At 63.2% G+C, this 20,293-nt stretch carries 18 protein-coding genes; 8 read left to right on the top strand and 10 right to left on the bottom strand.

The window, feature by feature from the left end; genetic code table 11:
- The coding region (locus AB3X95_RS20380; protein ID WP_368622368.1) for a Phenylacetic acid catabolic protein at positions 1–364 on the bottom strand (364 nt) is incomplete at its 3' end.
- 170 nt (positions 365–534) lie between these two features.
- On the opposite strand from AB3X95_RS20380, the gene AB3X95_RS20375 reads away from it, so the two are divergent.
- Complete coding sequence (locus tag AB3X95_RS20375) at positions 535–1,524, top strand: zinc-dependent alcohol dehydrogenase family protein (protein ID WP_368622367.1); 990 nt, start codon at positions 535–537, stop codon at positions 1,522–1,524.
- Positions 1,525–1,565: 41 nt separating this feature from the next.
- On the opposite strand, the gene AB3X95_RS20370 is transcribed toward AB3X95_RS20375, so the two are convergent.
- From AB3X95_RS20370 to AB3X95_RS20355, 4 genes are all read right to left on the bottom strand, one after another.
- Entirely contained in the window at positions 1,566–2,597 is a 1,032-nt protein-coding gene (locus tag AB3X95_RS20370; protein WP_368622366.1) for a nitroreductase family protein, read from the bottom strand.
- Positions 2,598–2,679: 82 nt separating this feature from the next.
- On the bottom strand, positions 2,680–3,327 hold the full coding sequence (locus tag AB3X95_RS20365) for a response regulator transcription factor (protein ID WP_176123014.1): 648 nt from the start codon (positions 3,325–3,327) through the stop codon (positions 2,680–2,682).
- A 211-nt stretch (positions 3,328–3,538) separates the two neighbouring features.
- A complete protein-coding gene (locus AB3X95_RS20360; RefSeq protein WP_368622365.1) occupies positions 3,539–5,230 on the bottom strand; it encodes an AAA family ATPase in 1,692 nt (563 codons plus the stop codon).
- Positions 5,227–5,370 carry a hypothetical protein gene (locus AB3X95_RS20355; RefSeq protein WP_176122839.1) on the bottom strand — a complete coding sequence of 48 codons (144 nt, stop codon included), beginning with the start codon at positions 5,368–5,370 and terminating at the stop codon, positions 5,227–5,229. Before AB3X95_RS20355 ends, AB3X95_RS20360 begins: the two co-directional genes overlap by 4 nt.
- A 158-nt stretch (positions 5,371–5,528) precedes the next feature.
- Here AB3X95_RS20355 and AB3X95_RS20350 point away from each other — a divergent pair, with 158 nt between their 5' ends.
- Entirely contained in the window at positions 5,529–6,509 is a 981-nt protein-coding gene (locus AB3X95_RS20350; RefSeq protein ID WP_368622364.1) for an acetyltransferase, read from the top strand.
- Between the two features lie 306 nt (positions 6,510–6,815).
- On the top strand, positions 6,816–7,505 hold the full coding sequence (locus tag AB3X95_RS20345; protein ID WP_368622363.1) for a CBS domain-containing protein: 690 nt from the start codon (positions 6,816–6,818) through the stop codon (positions 7,503–7,505).
- Positions 7,506–7,528: 23 nt separating this feature from the next.
- On the opposite strand, the gene AB3X95_RS20340 is transcribed toward AB3X95_RS20345, so the two are convergent.
- A complete protein-coding gene (locus tag AB3X95_RS20340; RefSeq protein ID WP_368622362.1) occupies positions 7,529–7,858 on the bottom strand; it encodes a hypothetical protein in 330 nt (109 codons plus the stop codon).
- 266 nt (positions 7,859–8,124) lie between these two features.
- Between AB3X95_RS20340 and AB3X95_RS20335 the strand changes: the two genes are divergently transcribed.
- The 3 genes from AB3X95_RS20335 to AB3X95_RS20325 all read left to right on the top strand — a co-directional run bounded on the left by AB3X95_RS20335 (position 8,125) and on the right by AB3X95_RS20325 (position 10,027).
- Positions 8,125–8,802 carry a phosphoribosyltransferase gene (locus AB3X95_RS20335; protein ID WP_184228930.1) on the top strand — a complete coding sequence of 226 codons (678 nt, stop codon included), beginning with the start codon at positions 8,125–8,127 and terminating at the stop codon, positions 8,800–8,802.
- Positions 8,803–8,857: 55 nt separating this feature from the next.
- The gene (locus AB3X95_RS20330) at positions 8,858–9,307 is read left to right on the top strand and encodes a CBS domain-containing protein (RefSeq protein WP_368622361.1); all 450 of its coding nucleotides are present in this window, start codon (positions 8,858–8,860) and stop codon (positions 9,305–9,307) included.
- A 150-nt stretch (positions 9,308–9,457) separates the two neighbouring features.
- Entirely contained in the window at positions 9,458–10,027 is a 570-nt protein-coding gene (locus AB3X95_RS20325) for a hypothetical protein (protein WP_368622360.1), read from the top strand.
- 49 nt (positions 10,028–10,076) lie between these two features.
- Here AB3X95_RS20325 and AB3X95_RS20320 read toward each other — a convergent pair whose 3' ends face one another.
- Positions 10,077–11,798 (bottom strand): ShlB/FhaC/HecB family hemolysin secretion/activation protein, encoded by a 1,722-nt coding sequence (locus AB3X95_RS20320; RefSeq protein WP_368622387.1) that lies wholly within the window; start codon positions 11,796–11,798, stop codon positions 10,077–10,079.
- A gap of 402 nt (positions 11,799–12,200) precedes the next feature.
- On the opposite strand from AB3X95_RS20320, the gene AB3X95_RS20315 reads away from it, so the two are divergent.
- The gene (locus tag AB3X95_RS20315) at positions 12,201–14,237 is read left to right on the top strand and encodes a glycoside hydrolase family 28 protein (RefSeq protein WP_368622359.1); all 2,037 of its coding nucleotides are present in this window, start codon (positions 12,201–12,203) and stop codon (positions 14,235–14,237) included.
- A 78-nt stretch (positions 14,238–14,315) separates the two neighbouring features.
- Here the strand turns inward: AB3X95_RS20315 and AB3X95_RS20310 are convergent, their stop codons facing one another.
- The gene (locus AB3X95_RS20310) at positions 14,316–17,069 is read right to left on the bottom strand and encodes a putative bifunctional diguanylate cyclase/phosphodiesterase (RefSeq protein ID WP_368622358.1); all 2,754 of its coding nucleotides are present in this window, start codon (positions 17,067–17,069) and stop codon (positions 14,316–14,318) included.
- Positions 17,070–17,407: 338 nt separating this feature from the next.
- On the opposite strand from AB3X95_RS20310, the gene AB3X95_RS20305 reads away from it, so the two are divergent.
- A complete protein-coding gene (locus AB3X95_RS20305; RefSeq protein WP_176122847.1) occupies positions 17,408–17,977 on the top strand; it encodes a cytochrome b/b6 domain-containing protein in 570 nt (189 codons plus the stop codon).
- Between the two features lie 23 nt (positions 17,978–18,000).
- On the opposite strand, the gene AB3X95_RS20300 is transcribed toward AB3X95_RS20305, so the two are convergent.
- Positions 18,001–18,657 (bottom strand): cytochrome c, encoded by a 657-nt coding sequence (locus AB3X95_RS20300; protein ID WP_254905917.1) that lies wholly within the window; start codon positions 18,655–18,657, stop codon positions 18,001–18,003.
- A 90-nt stretch (positions 18,658–18,747) separates the two neighbouring features.
- A complete protein-coding gene (locus AB3X95_RS20295; protein ID WP_368622357.1) occupies positions 18,748–20,133 on the bottom strand; it encodes a cytochrome C in 1,386 nt (461 codons plus the stop codon).
- Between the last annotated feature and the right edge of the window lie 160 nt (positions 20,134–20,293).

The following is a 20,293-nucleotide window of genomic DNA, read 5'->3' as shown; positions in this document are numbered from 1 at the left end:
CCTTGCCCGCGTGCAGCGCGTCGATCAGCTGCTCGCGCGACACGCCGAGCGTTTCGGCGGCGCTATACAGATAGAGCCCGTGGCCGGCCTCGTCCTGCACCTTGGCGATCAGGATCGCCTTGCGCTTCAGACTCGGCGCGCGGGTGATCCAGTTGCCCTCGGGCAGCATGCCGACGATCTCCGAGTGCGCGTGCTGCGAGATCTGGCGCACCAGCGTCTTGCGGTACGCGTCGGGCATCCAGTCCTGCGGCTCGATCTTGCCGTCGGCGGCCATGACCGCGTCGAAGCGCGCCTGTTCGGGCGAATTCGCGTCCGCGTCCAGCGGGGCGACGTGGCCGGGAATATCGAGGGATTGGGTGTACATCTGCACCATCCGGAATAAGTGGCAATGTGACGCAGTATAAATTAACCGACCGGTCGGTCAATTGAATTTTACTTTCGGTCGATAAGTGGAATAGGATCGGGGATACCCTCGGGCCATCTTTGTGCACGCGGGCGAGATTGCTCTACCGTCAATCCATCCAGGAGGTAGTGATGTCACGGACTGTCAGGTTTACCGAGGCCGGTGCGCCCGAAGTGCTTCGATTCGTCGAAGAATCGGTCCGCGGCCCAGGCCGCGGTGAAGTTCGGATCAATGTGAAGGCAATTGGTCTCAATCGCGCGGAAGCGATGTGGCGCACCGACCGGTACATCGAACCGGTGCGCTTTCCGGCCGGGCTCGGGTACGAGGCGGCCGGCATCGTCGATGCGGTGGGCGAGGGCGTCGTCGATTTCGCGCCCGGAGACGAGGTCAGTGTGATCCCGTCGTTCTCGATGAATCAGTACTTCACCTACGGCGAAGTCATCATCGTGCCGGACCATGCGGTTGTCAGGCATCCGAAGTCGCTTTCCTTCGCCGAGGCCGCTTCGGTGTGGATGATGTTCGTCACCGCTTATGGCGCGCTGATCGAAGATGCGAGGGTAGGCGCCGGCGACCATGTCGTCGTACCGGCCGCTTCGAGCAGCGTTGGACTGGCGGCGATCCAGCTGGCGAATTACGCGGGCGCGACGTCGATCGCGGTCACGCGCCATGCCGGCAAGAGACAGCAGTTGCTCGACGCGGGTGCCGCCCGCGTGATAGTGACGGACGAGTCGGACCTTTTCGAAGAGATCATGCGGATCACGGACGGGAAGGGGGCTCGCGTCGCATTCGATCCGGTCGGCGGCCCGAACTTCGCGAAACTGATCGAGGCGCTGTCGTTCCAGGGAATCGCGTATCTGTACGGCGCGCTCGACGAGCGTGCTACGACGCTGCCTGTGCTGCAGATGATCGCCAGGATGAATTCCGTGAAGGCGCACAACATCTGGCTAACGAGTGGCGATCCGACGCGCCGGAAGGCAGCGGTGGAGTACGTGCTCAAGGGCCTCGAAAGCGGCGCGCTGAAGCCGGTCATCGATCGCACCTTTGCGTTCGACGAGATCGTCGACGCGCACCGCTACCTCGAAACCAACGGGCAGTTCGGCAAGATCGTGGTAACGGTGTAGCCCAAAGCCTGGCATTGCCCTGAGCAGACTTTCCGTGCGTGTCAGGACACCACATCGGCGAGCGGCCGCCTCGGCGCATGACGGACGCGCGGGCCGCGCCCGACGCGAAGCAGAAGCTGCGGAAATGCGTCCGTGCGCAGCAGCGTCCGGAGCCGCTCGCGCAGCGCGTCCACTTCGATCGGCTGGTTCAGGTACGAAGCGGTCAATCCCGCCGATGCCGCGACCAGCAACATGCGTTCGAGCGCCTGTCCCGCCGCGAGCCATGCCTCGCGGTCGTCGCGCATCGTCGCGATGCCCACCATCAGCGGCGAGCCATCCACGAGGTGCTGGTGCGTGGCCGGCTGGCCCGCGCCAGCATCGAACACCCGGACGGCCAGGCTGACGAGCGGCGCCGCGAAATCGAGCAGCGCGCCGACAGCCGTACCGTAAGCGGGCATGCCATCGTCGCGTCGCCGCGGGTGAATCCAGCTGGCGAGCTCGCGCCTGAAACGCGGGTCAGCGAACTGCGCTCGATCCGCATCGGCGATCAGCTGGGCGAGCGCCTCGCGCGCGGCTTTCTGCTCCACGCAGCAGGCAAGCGCGCCCTCGTCGTCGCAGGCGTCGCTGAGCTTGCGTTGCAGGGCGGCGGGAACGGGGTTGTCGGCGAATGGCGCACGTGTCGTGACGCGCGCCGTCAACGCGTCGAAAAGATCATGCAGGTGCGGGTCGCGAGGCCCGTCGCGCGACACGCGTACGAGCGCCACGATGTCGGGATCCGCTTCCGCAGGAAACAGCGTGATCGCATAAGCGAGACCGAGGCGGGACAGCGCCACGCGAAGATTGAACAAAGCGGCACCGCAGCTCATCAGAAGTTCGCGATCGAAAGGATCGACCACGGGAAGCGCGCGCATGCGGTCGGCGCAGATCTGTACGGTCTCGCCGTCGACGATGAAGCGCCACGGTTGCGTGTTGTGATTCGACGGCGCGAGTACCGCGTAGTGCAGCGCAAAGCGCAATTGCTGTTCCACTGGCGTGGAGGCGGGGAAGTGCGGTTCGCCGATTTCCCAGGCATCATGTTGCGCGGCATCGCTCATCTCGAAGTCTCCTGTCGGATCAGGGCCGCAAGCACGCGGTTCGTGTCGTTATCGTGTCACCGGGCGCCGTGGCAGGGAAGCACTACAAATCGTTCTCGTCGTCGAACAGCTTATGGCGGATCGCATAGCGAACAAGCCCGTTCTCGTTCGGCATCTGCATTTTTTCGAGGATGCGCGTCTTGTGGGTGCTGATCGTTTTCACGCTGACGCAAAGTTCATGGGCGATCCCAGTGATGCTCTGGCCTTCGACGAGGCGCCGGAACACGTCGAATTCGCGGTCGGACAAGCGCTGGTGCGGCAGCGTGTCGGCCGGCTCGTTCAGATTCTGCGCGAAGCGTTCGGCCATCGCGAGGCTCACATAGACGCCCCCCGACGCGACTTTCGTCACCGCGCCGACCAGTTCCGCGCTCGCGCTTTCCTTGGTCAGATAGCCCGATGCACCCGCCTTGAATGCGCGCACCGCGTATTGCTGCTCGGCGTGCATCGTCAGCACCAGAATGCGCAGATCGGGTTTTTCCTCCTTGATCTGCTTGATCAGTTCAATGCCGTTGCGCCCCGGCATCGACAGGTCGAGCACGAGCACGTGGGCCTGAGTCGCGCGGATCAGCGCGATCGTCGTCGCGCTGTCGCACGCTTCGCCGGCTACCTCGAAGCCGTGCGCTTGCTGCAGGATATGGCGCAGCCCGTCGCGCACGAGCGTGTGGTCGTCGGCCAGCAACACCTTGATCATCGGGTGATCTCTTCCGGTTGCATCCATTGGCAGGAAAACCTGAAGCAATCGCGAAGTCGCGCTTTGCGCTGTGTCGATGCGCATGGAATCGCCTGGCATCGACGCGTGTTCGCGCAAATCGATTTTAGTCGGCTTTTCGTGACCTTTGGCTCCAGGGGTTTCGCGATCGGCGGCTCGTTCACGATCCGCGATCCACTGACCGCTTGCCCGGCTAACGAGCGGTATCCGTAACACGCGAGGTAGCCGCGACGGTCTGCATACCCGGCTGCATCAAGTCGATCACCGCTCGCCAGAACGCGGGCGAGTCGAACGCTGCCATCGGTACCGCGGTGTCGAACGACAAGGTCAGCGCCTGTTCCGTCGGCGTCAGTGCGTCGGCGCTCGCGAGTTGACGCGCGAGCGTGGCGGTGTCCGCGTCGGAGAGATCGCGCGGACCACGCCGGCGCGCTTCGATGCGTTGCGCGAGCACGGCTGGGTCGGCACGAAAGTCGAGAATGCGGGCCGGGACGCCAAGCCGTTCGGCGAGCGCGAAAAACGTGCCGCGCTGACTCGATTCGAGAAAGGTCGCGTCGACGATCACGCTGTGGCCGCTTTGCAGCACGCCGTGCGCGAGTCCAAGCAGGTGATCGTAGATCGCGTGACGCGCAGCTTGCGTGTAGTGTTCGGCGCCGAGCGTGATTTGCGCGTTGGACACCGGCCGCATGCGCTTGCGTTCCGCATCGCTCGACACGCGCACCGCGCCGCACAGGTCCGCGAGAGCCCGGCTCGCGACCGATTTTCCCGAACCGGAAAAGCCATGACACAGCAGCAGAACGGGTCGCGGTTTCTCTGTTTGCGCCCGCGCGACCTCGAGGTAGCGCAGGGCCGGTTGCGGGACCGCGACGTTGCGGCTGGCCACGTGCCCCGCTTTCAGACACGCGACCCACGCCCGCACCAGCGCCCGATAGGCGATGTACAAAGGCATCAGAGACAGCGCCGCATAGTCGCCCGACGTTTCCAGCCAACGATTCAACAGGCGATTGGCGAGACGCGGTTCCGCTCGCGCACACAGGTCCATCACGAGAAACGCGACATCCGCCGCGACGTCGATCCAGCGTAGCGCATCGTCGAAGTCGATACAGTCGAACATCGCGATGGCGCCGCGCCAGCGCACCACGTTGTCGAGATGCAGATCGCCGTGGCAGCCGCGCACGAAACCCTCGGCGCGGCGCCGCTCGATCAGCGGCGCGAGTTCGCCGAGCTGTCGCGCGCACCACGCGGCAATGCCGGGCAGCGCGGGATGGCTGCAATTGGCCAGCAGCGGTGCGTTGATCGTTTCGATCTGGGTTCGCACCAGCGTCGCGCTGCCGTAGCGCAACGAGGGCGCGTTGCGGGGTGCGCTCAGGTGATAGTCGGCGAGCCGCTTCGCCGCGCCGTCGATGTCGTGCGGCGTCAGTGCTCCGTGCGCCGCGAGACTCGAAAAGAGCATCGCCTCGTCGAAGCGGCGCATCTTGACCACGTGCTCGACGGCGACGCCGCCGGCGCCGAGCGCCAGCACGCCGGCACGGCGCGCAATCGGTATCACGGCGGCGTAGATACCTCGCGCGAGTGGCCGGTTCAGACGGAGCTGGGCTTCGCAGCAGCGCTGGCGTGTCGAGGCGGAGGTAAAGTCCGCGAAGCCTGGTGCGACGGGTTTGATGATCTTGTACGCGAAGCGCCCGGCGAGATACACGACGGATATATGCGTTTCGATTCTGACGATCCCGCCCGCCGGATGACGGTAGGTGCCCGGCCTGCGCAGCGTCGCGTCGAGTCCGCGCAGGCTGCGACGCGCGGCGCGCAATCGGTTGGCGACATGAAGGATGCCGTGAAGTGTGGCATCGGCTCGGCGCGCGGAAGGCTTGCGGCTCGGCGGCGCACTCATGCCAGGCTCCATGTCGTGACGAGCGGCGTGCCGGGCCGCGCGTGATCGAGAAAAACGAGCGTCTGATTCGACACGGTTGACCTCCACGTAGTGGGACGGCCGGCGCCCGCCTTGCGCGCGAGCCAAAATCGTCTACTCATTCAAGTCATCGGGTATGGTAACCGGCTTGATCTGAATCGACGAGGCGGTCAAGCGGACGATACCGGCGTACGCTTCCATATGAAGTGGAGCGGGGGCACCGTTTGACCCCGGTCGAACCGCGTGCGATCGTGGCAGCGACGCGCGGGCGGAGCAGCGGATGAAACGATTCGATATTTTCAATGGCGATGCGGACGGCATTTGCGCGCTGCATCAGTTGCGGCTCGCCGAGCCTGCCGACACCATCCTGATCACCGGGGCCAAGCGCGAGGTCACGCTGCTGCACCGCGCGAACGCGCAGCCGGGCGACAGCGTGACCGTGCTGGATATTTCGCTCGATGCGAACCGCGATCCACTCCTCGCGTTGCTGGCTCTTGGGGTAAAGATCGACTATTTCGATCATCATTTCTCGGGACCGATACCCGCAAACGCGTTGCTGACGACGCATATCGATACGTCACCAGATACGTGCACGGCGCTGCTCGTGGACCGCCATCTGCAAGGCCGGTACAGGCGCTGGGCGGTGGTCGCGGCCTACGGCGACAACCTGCATCCGGCAGCGCACCGGGCCGCCACCGCGTGCGCGATGAACTCGTCCGACGAGCGCAAGCTGCGTGAACTTGGCGAAGCGATCAACTACAACGCGTACGGGGATAGCGTCGCCGATCTTGCCGTCGATCCCGTCGACATGTATCGCGCAATCCAACCCTATTCGGACCCGCTCGAGTTCATTGCGTCGACCAGCTTGCTGCCCGAACTGCAGGCGCGGCGCACGGAAGACCTCGAACTGGCCTTGGGACTCGTGGAAGTCCGGCGGCTCGCCAATGGAACCCTGCACATTCTTCCCGACGCGGCGTGGGCGCGGCGCGTGCGCGGCGATTTCGCGAATCTGGTTGCGCGGCGCGACCCGGCGCGTGCGCACGCGGTGCTGACAGCCGGCGCCGATGGCCGATACACGGGCAGCGTGCGGGCTCCGCTCGATTGCCCGCGAGGCGCCGACGTACTTTGCAGAAAGTTCGGCGGAAACGGCAGGGTCGCTGCCGCCGGTATCGACGGGCTCGATCGCGCGCGGCTCGACGAATTCGCGGCAGCGTTCAGCATCGCGTTTTGCGGCGAATCTCGGGGGGTGGATGGCCGGTAATCGATTGCTGCATCGTCGCTGCGTCAGCGGGGACGGGCTTGATGCAAGTCAAAGATCGCCGGCCGCTGCGCATCGATCATTGGGCTGTACTGGAACCGGGGGCCGATCATCAGTGGCCGGTTCTTTGTGATAGGCGCACGGCGGAATCGACGCGTTGCAACGACTGGTCGAAACGCCGGGCGAGGGATTCGAAATGGGTGCCGAAGGGAACACGGCGACGCGTCCTTCAGCGCCTGTCCATTGCGTCGCCTCGTGCCTGCCTGCATCGATGTGCGGCAGCGCAGGGCACTCGATACGGAGGTCACTATGCAAGCCTCGGACATCATGACGACCCAGGTCGTGTCGATCGCACCGGACAGCTCGGTCTACGACGCGGCACAGCTGCTCGCCGACCGCAAGATCAGCGGCATGCCCGTTCTCGACGACAAAGGCAGCGTGATTGGCATCGTCAGCGAGGGCGATCTGCTCCGGCGCGTCGAAACCGGCACCGAAACGCCGCGGCGCTCGTGGCTCGCCCAGTTCATCGCGCCTACGCGTCAACTCGCGGTAGAGTATCTGAAGGAGCGTTCGATTCGGGTGCGTGACGTGATGAGCGCCCCCGCCGTCACCGTCGACGAATCCGCGCCGCTGACGGCGGTCGCCGAACTGCTCGGGCGCAAGCACATCAAGCGTCTACCTGTCTTGCGCGACGGCAAGCTCGTCGGCATCGTCAGCAGGGCTAATCTGGTGCGGGCTCTCGCGAGTTGCGCGCCCGCGCAGCTCGATTCGCAACCGTCGGACGAGCAGATTCGCGCTGCAATCATGAAGGAACTCGAAGGACAGCGTTGGGCGCTGGACGCCGACGACCTGATCGTCACGGATGGCGTCGCTCATTGCTGGGGACCGATACGCTCCGAGGAAGAGCGCCAGGCGATCATCGCCGCCGCCGCGCGCGCGCCAGGCGTAAAAGAAGTAAAGGATCATCTGGAATACCCGGTCCCGTTCACGCCGATGTGAACAGGGGTGCTTCTTCGGTCCCGTCACTGGGCTTCGCTGTCTAGCAGCGCATTGAGCTTGTGAAGGCGCATCTCCCAGATCAGGCTCAATACGTGAAAGGAGTCTTCCAGTCCCTGCAGGCACTGTCGCGCGATGGAATGATCGACTCCGCCAACAGCAAGTCGACACACGAGCGCCTGTTGCCGCAGCAGACGTTGATGGGATATGGCAACCCGAGCCCGCGTGGCGGCTTCGTAACGGATCGCCGCGGACAGTTGCGCCGAATCCGTGTCTTTACGCGCAGTCGCGTCCGCGGCGCAGGCGAATGCATGAACCCGGAGTTCGGTAACCTCTCCATTCATGACGACATCCATTGTCTCTATTGCGGATCATGTCGCTGTCTCGAACGCCTGGGCGGCGCTCCCGCCGCCGTCCACCGCGACCGGAATGTTGGAAAACACGTCGGCCTCCGCGTCTCGCGTGTTGTCGGTATTCATGATCGGCCGCCGGTTCGGACCAACTACTGACCTACGTCAATCGAACTGCGCTTAGATTGCGCTGCGTCGAGGAACGCTTGATGCTAACGATAGATGGCATAGTGACCGAGTCAGCGCTCGAGCGTTGCGGGGGAGGAAAAGTGATGGGCAACCGGTTTCGCGACCGCGCCGACGCAGGCAGACAGTTAGCACACGCGCTGCGCGACTATCAGGGGCGCGGCGATCTGGTCGTGCTGGCCCTGCCGCGCGGCGGCGTTCCTGTCGCGTTCGAAGTCGCGCGGGAGTTGCGCGCGAAGCTGGATGTTCTGGTCGTCAGAAAGCTGGGCGCGCCTCAAGACGAGGAACTGGCGATGGGCGCCATCGCTTCCGGGGGCGCCCTCCATCTGGAGAGGTCGGTACTTCGCGAACTGCAGATCAGTGACACCCAATTGACCGATGTGATCGCCCGCGAAAGGGCGGAACTCGCGCGCAGGGAAGTGGCGTACCGTGGGGACAGCCCCCCGGCGGCAGTGCAGGGCAAGACGGTGATCGTGGTCGACGACGGCATCGCGACGGGGGCGTCGATGCATGCGGCGATCGACGCACTCCGTGACAGGCATCCTGCCCGGATCGTGGTGGCGGTCCCGGTGTCGCAATCCGATGCGGCGATGTCATTCGAAGGAATCGCGGACGCGTTCGTCAGCGTGTTGCAGCCGGACTTGCTGATGGGGATCGGCGGGTTCTATGTGAATTTCGACCAGACGAGCGATGAAGAAGTCCGCGCGTGTCTCGCTGCGGCGCGCGGTTGGGAGCCCGAGCAGAGCTCGGACTCGGTCGGGTGACGGCGCAGCGAACGGATACACGGCGGCAGGCCGTGTCGAACGTGAGGCATGTATCGTGAATGCAGGAACCATCTGTACGCGGGACGTCACCATCTGCCGACGGCAAGCGACGATTCTCGAGGCCGCGCAGCTGATGCGCGAACAGCATGTCGGCGACCTCGTGGTGGTTGAGACGATCGGCGGGCACAGCGTGCCTGTCGGGATGCTGACCGATCGCGACATCGTGTTGGCCATCGTGGCCAAACAGGCCAACCCCGAGAAGATTTTCGTGAACGACGTGATGTCGTCGCCGCCAGCGCTCGTCGCCGAGGGGGACGATCTCTGGCTTGCCGCCTCGCGAATGCGTCTGAACGGCGTGCGGCGCCTGCCGGTCGTCGACACCGCAGGCGCGCTCACCGGCATCGTGACGCTCGACGATCTGCTCGAGGCGGTGGCTGGGCTTCTGTCGGAGCTATCGCTGGTGACGGATCGCCAGCCCCACATCGAAGAGAAGAACCGCGCGTGAGGCCGACCCGGTGCATGCATTGACCCGGATCAACATCCGCGCCGCGAGGCGCCGTAGGCTTGTAAGGGAACGCCGGTCAAACAGCGGCCAGCAAGACGACGCGATTGACCGGATGCAATTCGACTGTCTTGATCGAAGGCACCGCAAATCATGGAAGACGCTCTCGAAAGGCGCGCGCTGCTGCTTCATCTGGGGCGCGTGATGCAATTGATCGTTCGGCTCGACGATATGGCGCCGAGCGCGGCAACCATTGGCGAGCTGATCGCGCGATACCCGATTCTCGGTGACGAGCCACTGCTCGCGCAGCTGCGCCCCGATATGCCCGTGGACGCGTTCAGAACCCGTGCGCTTCACGCGTTCTGCCGGTGGCCGCAACGGTTGCTCGACGACCCGCTCGACAGGGACGCGCTGGCCGCATCCGTGCGCGCGTCTCTGTTCAGTGACCATCCGCGAGGCTGGCGTGCCTATGTTGTCGGCTTGCGCCGCGACGTCGCGTGGTTCGATGCGAAGGCGACGAAGCGGCGCTCGTCGCGTCGCGTCGCGGACGTGGCGCCGCCGCTTCCGGACGACGGCCCGCCGGCACTCGACGCGCCGGCCGGCCGAGGCATCGCGACGGACATCGAGCGCGGCTTCGGCGCCGCGGGTCATCCGATCGAAAGCGTGGAAGGGGCGAGACGGCTAGATGACGGCCGCGCCGACGAGCAACGGGTCGCGCAGTGAGACTAGCGCTCAGGCGTCGTTGACTGTCGGGAGATGACGTGTCGATGGCTCATGTTCCGAGCGACACGTACAAGAGCACGATCGGTGCCTTCGAACCATTCGGCGTCGCCGAGCGTAATGGCGCGCCGTAGGTGCAGCGAAAATCCACGAATCTCGACCATTGAAAGCGCACGCCCGCGCCGACACCCGCGAGCAGACCGGGGTTGTTCTCCGCTGGCTGATCGATCGTGGTCCATACGCGGCCGGCATCGAAAAACACAAAAGGTTGCACGACTGCGTTGCTCGCGCCGAGAGCGATCGCAGGCGTGCGCACCTCGGTCTGGATGTTCCAGCCGCGATCGCCGAGCGTCACGTATGGCTCGTAGCCTCGCACACTGGACTCCCCGCCGAGCCCCATCTCCTCACTCGGCAATAACGTGTTCGGCGTCCACTGAAACGTTCCGTTCGTGATCAGTGTGAAGCCCGCCCCAAGCGCGGTGGCGCGCGAAGCAGTCAACTGCATATAGACGTAGCGGGCCGTCGCGCCCTGCCGCGCGGCGTTGAATGCCGCGTCCTGATTGCTGCCATCCCATCCACCCGGACTGGCGACGAGTGTCGCCGCGGCATGCGCCGTGCCCGCGTCGGTCGGTTTGCTGATGCTGTAAGCCAACACGAACTGATGGATGTGTGTATTCGAGTTGAAAACCTGGGAGCCGCCGAATTCCAGATCGTTATTGCTCCGCTTGAAGTCGTATCCGATCTGGACGAGCTGGGTCGTGTCCGTGATGGTCGGCAGTCGCAAGTCATAACGGAAGCTAAGCTGCGCGGAAATGCCCGTTTGCCCATACGTGTCGGGCAGGCGTGGCGTGCTCTGCGCGTAGACGCCGAACAACTCGATCGTGTCGAGCCAGGGCAGCGGCGCCGTGTAGTTCAGCGCGTGCGCGGTGAAGCGGGCGCGGTTCGGCCGGCCTTCGATATCCGGATTGCCGCTGAAAAAATCGTTGCTGGCCGTGAATTGATAGGCGATCTGCTGATCGAGCCCAAACAGGTTGCCGTAGCCGATGCCCGCAAAGAACCGGTCACGGCCGAGGTCCGGCACGCCTTCATTGTCGTAACCCGCGCTGACCCGAAGCGGCAGGCGGTCTTCGGTTTGCAGCACGACGTCGGTCGTGTCCGCTGCTTCACCGGGTGCAAACACAGCATCGACCCGTCGATAAGGATTCGCGTTGAGCACGGCGAGTCCCTTCGAGACCGTCGCTTGCGGGATTGGTGCGCCGGGCTCGAGCGGCATTTCACGTTCGAGAAGGCTGCTCGAAAAGTAGCTGTTGCCGCTGGCATGAACCCGCCCGAGCTTGAACTCGGCAATGGCGATACGCACGACGCCCGAGCTGACGTCCTGTTCCGGCACGTAGACGTCGACGAGCGGCTTTCCCGCTGCCCGATACCGCGCGACCACGGCGCGGCGAATCTCGGCGAGGCGGCCGAAAGTCAGCGGCTTGTCCAGGTCCGTGGCGAAGCTCTGCAGGAACGCGTCGTCGAGTACGGGCAGTCCTTGCGCGACGATGCGTTGTTGCTGCATTGGTGATGCCGTCGCGGGCGCGGCGGCCGGTTCGAAGACGAGCCCGGCAAGCCGCTCGACTGCGATCCGTGCAGAGTCCGCCTGCGTCTCCGGGGAGGAGGGCGGCGGCGCGCTTCGCGGCGCCTGCGGGGCGGGTTGAGGCGCGACATCGCGCCATGCCTGTGCGGCTACGGGTGAGGTCTGCATGAGTCCCGCGATGCACGACGCGGTCATCAGGACGGCAGTGCAGTCGGCGGATCGCGGTTTCATCGATCGCTTTCATGCAAAGCGCTGAGCCTACCGGCAGCAGGCTGCGGCGACCAGACGCGCGCGTCGCGCTGCAAGCGATGCCGTCGCGCATGTAATACGAGCCTGCCGTTGTTCATCGCGATACCTGATGACGGGTGTAGTGCATCGAGTGCGGAGCCGCGCGTCGACATCATTCTAGTCGAACCGTCTCGCGCGAAAATCCAAAAGAAGCTCGAACCCTCTAAACGCCTCCGGTCACTTCCTGCCGTGTCCGGGGTGTGTAGGAAAGATTCAGTCAGGGTATCCACCATGTGTACTGCCGCGAATCTTGTCTTTACTCTTCCAGACTTGTCATACAACTGTTGCAATTTGTCCGGAGGAGACCCGATGTCCAGGCTGTCGTGCGATCTTGATAAAAATGCGCCCGCAACGGGCGACACCTTGCGCATTTCGCGCCGTGGCTTCATTGGGCTGGGAGGCGCGTTGGCGGGCAGCGCGCTCCTGCAGGCGTGCGGCGGCGGCGGCGGCGTTTCCGCTGCCGCGGGGGGAGGCGGCAGTTCGACGCCAGCGGCCGGAAGCACGCCGTCAACGGCCGCGGCCGATCCGATCTGGGGCCCCGACGGCTCGGCGACGAACATCATCAATGCGCTGCAGAAAATCACCCAGAGCGCTTTCCCGGCCGTCGATTTCCCGGTTGAACAGTACGGTGCGCAACCGTGCGCGGTCATCGCGCAGGCCAGCCCTTATACGGGCAGTTCATCGCCGGTGAGTACCGGTGCTGGCGCGACCAACGCACCGGGATCGTTCGATTCACGTCCGGCTTTCCTCGCGGCAATCGCGGCGTGCAGTGCAGCCGGTGGCGGCCGGGTCGTGGTGCCGGCCGGCACGTGGTATTGCGCGGGTCCGATCGTGCTGCAGAGCAACGTCAACTTCCATCTGAGCGCGAACTGCACGATCTACTTCAGCCCGAATCCCGCCGACTACGCGAAAGACGGCCCCGTCAACTGCGGCGCCAACGGCAACCTGTACTACAGCCGCTGGCAGGCAAACGACTGCCTGAACTTCGGCTCGCCCGTGTATGCGCGCAACGCGAACAATATCGCGCTGACCGGCGAAGGTCCGACATCGGTGCTGAACGGTCAGGCGATGACGCCGTTCGCCGGAAGCGGAAACACCAGCACTTGCTGGTGGACCTACAAGGGTACCAGTGGCGCATACGGTTGCGCCGGGTCGTCCACGCCGTCGCAGGCTTATACCAACCCGAACAACGTCGATCTGATGGTGGCCGTCCCCACCATTTCCGCCTCGCTGTACGCGCAGTTGACCAATCCGGCTACGCCCTGGCAGCAGGACCAGAACTACCTGCCAGCGCTCTCCGAAGCGGGCGTGCCAGTCGCGCAGCGAATCTTCGGTCTCGGCCACTATCTGCGGCCGTGCATGGTCGAATTCCTCGGTTGCACGAACGTGCTGATGGAAAACTACCGGACCAACAACACGCCGTTCTGGCAGCATCATCCGACGGACTGCACGAACGTCGTGATCCGCGGCGTGACAGCCGACAGCATCGGACCGAACAACGACGGCTTCGATCCCGACGCCTGCAACACGGTTCTGTGCGACAGCGTCACGTTCAACACGGGCGACGACTGCATCGCGATCAAGTCAGGCAAGGATCTCGACACGGAGTACGGACCGGCGCAGAACCATGTGATCCAGAACTGCATGATGAATAGCGGTCACGGCGGCATTACGCTCGGCAGCGAGATGGGTGGCGGCGTGCAGAACATCTACGCACGCAATCTGACCATGCTCAACCAGTTCTGGGCAACCAATTCGCTGAACATTGCGATCCGTATCAAGACGAACATGAACCGCGGAGGCTACGTCAAGAACTTCTATGTGAACGGCGTCACGCTCCCGCACGGGGTGAGCCTCACCGGCGGCGGCTACGGCAGCAAGATGCTGACAGGCAGTCCGATCAACGGCACGGTGCCCATCGGTGTGGCCACCGCAACCGCCGCTAATCCGTCCGCGTCGCAAGGCGGCCTGATCACGTTCGATTGCGATTACCAGCCTGCTGCCGATGCCATCCGCACCCGCCCCGCGCTCGTTGACAACGTCAACATCACGAACGTCAATGCCGCGAACGTGACGTTGGGCAGCACAACCGGCTCGTGTTTCCAGGCCATCGTTGCACAAGGTCCAGTCGCGTTCGACTACAACGGTCCGGCGCCTGCGCCGAGCGTCCCGGCAATTACCGGAGTGACGATTTCCAACTGTGATTTCGGCACGCCTGCGGCCGCGGGCCCTGCTAGCGCCAGCACGCCGGGACCGATCTACCTCTACAACGTGCACGACATCACGTTGCAGAACGTGATCATCGCTGGGCAGACGCTCAATCAGACGCTGTCGGATCCGCGTTAAAGGCGCCGGGCCAAAGAGCGGCGAGGCGCCGCTCTTTGGCGTCGCAAGGCCGAAGTGAAGTCGTCGCGCGCGGGGCTGTCACGACGAGGCATTTTGCAACTCGTGCAACTCGCCGAGCAGACTCGCCGCGTAGGCCGGAATATTCGCCGCTTGCTGTGGCGCGGCGAAGTAATATCCCTGAACGATCTCGCAGCCGGCCTCGGCAAGAAAAGCCAATTGCTCCGCTCGTTCGACGCCTTCCGCGACGACTTCGAAACGCAGGTTGCGGGCAAGTGCGATGATCGCCCCGATGATCGTCTCATCCGCACGACTGCTGCCTATGCCGCGGATGAACGACATGTCGATCTTCAGACGGTCAGCGTGAAAGCTGCGCAGATAAGCCAGGCTCGAGTAACCGGCGCCAAAGTCGTCGATCGCTATGGAAACACCGATGTCGTGCAGCGCGCGCAGCGTGGGCAGCGCGCCCGGGGCAACCAGGCCTCCTTCGGTAATCTCCAGTTCCAGCCGGTCCGCGGCCAATTGCGACGCGGCAAGAGCACGGCGCACGACGGCGCCGAAATCACTCGACGTAAGCTGGCTCGGCGACACGTTGACCGACATGCGCAGCCCCGGCAGCACTTCTTCCCAGCGCTTTGCCTGTGCACAGGCAGTTTGCAGCACCCATTCTCCGATTGGCGCAATCAAACCAATGTCTTCGGCCAAGGGTATGAACGTCGTCGGGCTGACCGTGCCGAAGTGCGGGTCGTGCCATCGGATCAGCGCCTCGACCCCGCTCAGCCGGTAACTGCGTATGTCCACTTGCGGCTGGTACACCAGCTCGAAGCCGCTCTGCTCGACGGCGTTGCGCAGCTTGTGCGATAGCGCGATGCGCTGAGCCGCTTCATGTGCGAGCGAAGGCGCAAATCGCTCGACGCCGTTGCGCCCGCCTGCCTTGACCCGATACATCGCAAGGTCGGCGTGTTTCAGCAGAGTTTCGCAGTCCGTGCCGTCCTGCGGATAGCAGCTGACCCCAACGCTCATCCGGACCCGCAGTTGCATGTCGTCGATTTGCACCGGCTCGTCCAGCGTTTGCGTCACGCGCGCCAACAGCGCCCAGAGTTCGGCATCGCCGGTTGAACCCGTCAACATCGTCACGAACTCGTCGCCGCCATAACGGGTGACCACGCCATCCGATCCGACCGATGCCGACAGCCGCCGCGCGACTTCCTGCAACAGGCGATCGCCGGCGCCGTGGCCCAGGCTGTCGTTGATGTCCTTGAAATGATCGAGGTCGATGAACAGCAGCGTGAACTCGCGACCCTCGAAGATCGCCGTGTCGACCAGTTCGCGCAGCGTCACGCGGTTGGGCAAGTCCGTCAGCGCATCGCGGCGCGCCTGCCTGACCAGCAGATCGCGCGACTCGATGAGCTCCGTCAGGTCGCTCACCACGCTGATGTGATGCGTAACCTTTTCCGACTCGTCGCTTACTTGTGCAACGTATAGCTGATACCAGAACTCTGTTCCGTTCGCGCGCCGGCTTTTCGTCAGCGTGGTGGCCTCGCGTTTCTCGGCAATCGCCGCACCGATCTGTTGCCACAATCCGGGTGTTTCCGGCCGCGCGGAGTGATCGCCTGAATTCTGCGGGCGCTCATAGCCGGTTATTTTCTCGAATGCCGGGTTCGCGTATTCGACCACGTCGCCGTTCGGATCGGGTCGAGTGATGAGCACGCCGTTGCCAATCGCGTCGAGGGCACGGCTTCGCAGCAATAGCGCGAGCTCGGCGTTCTTTCGCTCCGTGACGTCAACAGCTGTGATGAAGCACGCTCGATGACGGCCATAGGTGAGGAAGTGGTACGACAGTTCGACGTAGACGGGCGTGCCGTCGCTGTGTCGATGCCGGCAGACACCGGCCGAGCCGCTTGTGGTGGCCGCGGCCAGCAGCGCATGCAGATCGCGCAGAAACGACGGCAAGTCGGCTTGCGCATACAGGGCGGCCATCTCGAGCGAACATAGCTGGCGGCGCGTGCGTCCGTATTGCGATGCGGCAGCTCGGTTCGCAGCGAGGATCGATAGCGTCTCGACGTCGAAAATCAACATCGGCAGTGGATGATGATCAAAGTACTGACGGAACCGGCGCTCGCTTTCTGTTGCGATGACGCGCGCGCGTTGCCGCGCGAGACGGGCGCGATAGTGAGCGATCAGCGCATAGCAAAGAAGCAAACACGCCGCCAGCGCCGTGGTTGCAAGCACGGTCCGTTCTATCACCAGATGGCGCGTCGCGCTGTCGGCTGCAGCCCTCAGGGAAGCGGTCTGCGCGTCGCGGAGGGTCACCAACTGGGTGACGATGTTCGCCAGCATGCGGTTCGCTGCGAGCAGCTCAGGGCTGTCGACCGAGGCACGGCCATCCGCGACGTGCGCACGTACCGCGATGTCGGCCAGAAGCCATGCCCAGCCGGCAGTCTCACCGCGCAGACGCCGTACCACCAGTTCGCTTCGCGGGTCGCTTGCGTAACTTTGTTCCAACCGGTCGAAGCAGGTGGCGGCCAACACTACACGCTGCACCGGCCACGCGAAAGATGCGACCCGTGCACTGTCGAGCCCCTGCAGGAAGTCGGCGTTCGCCTGAATGTGCACGGCTTGCAGCGTCTCGATGTCATCGCGCGCACGCAGGGCGTGAATGCGCTCTGCAACGGACCGCTCGTGCCATATCAGCGTGTAACCGATGCCGACCGCAAAAATGACGAGACCGGTCAACACCAGTGCGACGGTGATGATCAGTTGCCGGTCGACGCCATGTCGCCGCCTCCACCGGCCAATGACGCCAGCGATGCCTAAGCTCGGAATATATTGCATCGATTCAGAATCAGCGCGCGTGAGTGCAGAACATTGATACTCGACGGCGGCATGGCGGTGCGTCAGCATCTTTTACCCGTTATTGCGCGCAGTAACCGGGCTATTGTCTCCTCAGTGAAGGTATCGGCAGCAATACGAAGAACTTGAGAATCAATCTGCATCGACCGCAGTCTGGCGGACCGATGGTTCGACGGAGAACGTTCAAAATGCGAGCCGCCGTCGGCTTAATAGTTCGCTCGGAGTTTGCGCGTAGAATCCATTCACGAATCCAATACGCCAGTGTCCGGCCAGCGCTTGTGCCTGGCGTTCGTCGAAGGTCGCACATCGGAGACGCCACAGTGAAAAGCTCTGCCACTAGCTACGGTTCGATTGCCCAATTCCTTCACTGGTGCACGGCAATTCTCGTGCTCGTGACGTTCATTTATGGTCCAGGTGGATCCGAGCAGCGCGTCTATTCTCCGGTCCACGAGTTCGACCGGCGACTTCACGAGACTTTGGGTTTGTGCGTATTTGCGCTCACGCTCATCCGCCTGTCGTGGCGGCTAGTCGACACGCGTCCCGAGACACCGCCAATTTCTCGCTGGATGGTTGTTATGTCAGCAACCGTTCAATGGATGCTGTATCTGCTTCTCCTTGCATTACCGCTGACCGCCATCTCTGGCGCGTGGCTCGAAGGGCATCCGCTGACGCTGATCGGCGCTCGCGATATCCCGCCGTTGCTCGGTACTTCACATGGAGCAGGCTCAGCCATCGCATCGCTGCACACGTGGCTCGGCGACGCCATTATGTGGCTTGCGGGGTTTCACGCGTTCGCGGCTATTTTTCATCATGTCTTTCTTAAAGACGACGTCCTGGTCGGCATGCTTCCGCGCTGGTTTCCGACTGGGCGGGCGCGTACTGGCCGATAAACCCGAATGGCAAGACCGCACGCCTAGTGATTCACAGCGGGACTGGCCGCCGCCTCTGTCTCTGCGGGAAACGCCTCCATGAAGGCAGCAACGGCTCGGATGTCCCGATCCGACATATTGTCGGAGATAGTCTTCATCACTTCGCCACGGGGGCGTAGCCCGGCACTCCGGAACACCAGTAGCTGTTTTTCAACGTAGTCCGCGTACTGCCCGGCGAGGCGAGGAAATCCTCCTGTCCCTTCCCCACGCTGACCGTGACAGGCACTGCACGCCGGTACACCTTTGTCCGGAATGCCCAACAAAAAAATCGTCCTGCCCGAATCGATGAGCCGATGATCGGCTGGCGCTCGCGGTACCGGAGGCGGCTGGCTGGAGAAGTACGCGGCGAGTTGCTCGATTTGCGTTTCACTCAAATGCGTGAAGCCCCACATGAATCTTCTGGCGTTCGGGTCGCTTCGCGCATGAGCCTTGAAGTCCGTTAGCTGATTGACAAGGTATTCCCGTGGCTGACCCGCGAGTTTCGGAAACGTGGGAGATACCGAAACGCCATTCACGCTATGGCAATTCGAACATACCTGCAATGCGATCGTCTTTCCGGCGACGGCGGGATTGTCGATTTGCCTGGACTGCTCCAGGTTGTGGCAGCCGGTTGCGCCGAGCGATAGGGCGACGAGGATCAATCGCGCTCGTGGGAAGCGGCACGTTGAATCCTCAATGGAATTCGCTGGATATTTCATCGATGAGCCTTTGAAGAACGTGAGCCGATACCGTCACCAGTACGCGGCCCATAGGTATAGAAATAGCGTGTCGTTGTCGCTCGCATTGCGTCCATGGCCGTCGTAATTCGACCGGGCGCCGAGGTATTTGGTGAAATGCGTGTATTGAAGACCGACGCGAATGTTCGGAACCGGAATCCAGAAGATCTCGGGCATCCACCCTTGCGTGGCCGGCGACGAGTTCGCGCTGCCGGCGTACGCAACACTATCGGCGGTCCCAGTCACGTTGAAGAACGAAAGACTCACGCCATATTTGGCCTGATAGATGTACGAGGCTTTCAGGCGTAAGGAATTCAGATTCGCTGACTGGCTGTTGCCAAACACGAAGTTATTCGGATCGCTGATGTTTTCATGGATGTAGCGCGCCTGTGCGGTGACGGTGTTCGGCTCGAGGATGTACTGGTACTGCGCATCCACACCGATGTCGCGATAGCGGGTGACACCCTGGGTGAAGATCGGCATCGAGTTCGCGTCGTTCGGATAGACGTTCGCATTGATGCCAAAGGTCCCCACCATGATGTTGTGCGGCCCCCACTCATGAGTCAGGGCCAGACGCCAGTATGGATTTTGACCCTTCAGATAGATCTGCGGATGGTTGGGGTCGCCGGCCTTCTTGCCCTTGCTCATGAACGACCAGATGCCATCGGCGGTGCTATACAGCGACACCTCCGCATAGACCGTCCGGTTCCAGTAGAGGTAGCCGCCCGCACCCACGACCTGCTGCGCGAGTGTGCCTTCGAGGATTGGCAGAAACTGGGGCGAGCCGACCGTGCTGATCGAAGAGGAAATGTACGGATAACTCCATGCCGGAGAACTGTTCCACACATCCTGCACGGTCGGATTGTTGTGCAGGGTGGTGCCGAGAATCAGGTCGCTGGCGTCCCCTATGATCCTGTCCACATAACGGAAATCCATGTTGTCCGATGCCCAGTGGCCGATCCAGTGTCCGTCGCTGTCCTGATGATCGTAGTTCGAGTAGGTGAATTGCGTGAACGCACCGATCCTGTCGGTGATCTTGCCGGCGAGGAAGATGCTGGCTGAATCGAAGATCGGCAGACCGTCTTTGGGCGAGACGATATTGCCGCTGGCATCATGGTTGAGCCTCGTCCTGGTCATGTCGAGCATCGCCATCACGGCAATCGGGACCGTACGTTCGCCGAAGGTATATCCATTGAGCTTGAACATTCGACCGTACGGCGTCAGTTCAGGGAACTGTCCGCCCGCGTGACACGCGACGCAGCTTTGCCCCGTTTGACGGGCGAATATAGGCAGTGCGCGAACGACTGGAGCAACCAGCAGGCAAAGCACGGCGAGCGCCAGCATCCAGGTGCGCCCCGTCAGCCGATGGGCGGCGTCATCGCCTGCAAATGCCTTTGACATGTCCGTCTCCCCGACGGCCAGTTCCGCGTTCGGTCATGCGCAGCGCGCACGAACCCCTGCCCACTGCGGAAACTGGGCGACAGCATCGCACTTCGCGCTCGGCATGACCGGCGTCGCATTTACATCGGCGTAGTGGGGCAAGCTGATGCCGCGTTCGGGT

This window comes from Paraburkholderia sp. BR13444 (assembly GCF_040948755.1).
Lineage (GTDB): Bacteria > Pseudomonadota > Gammaproteobacteria > Burkholderiales > Burkholderiaceae > Paraburkholderia > Paraburkholderia youngii.
The sequence above is the reverse complement of the archived record's forward strand: the minus strand, read 5'-3'. Positions and strand labels throughout refer to the sequence as shown.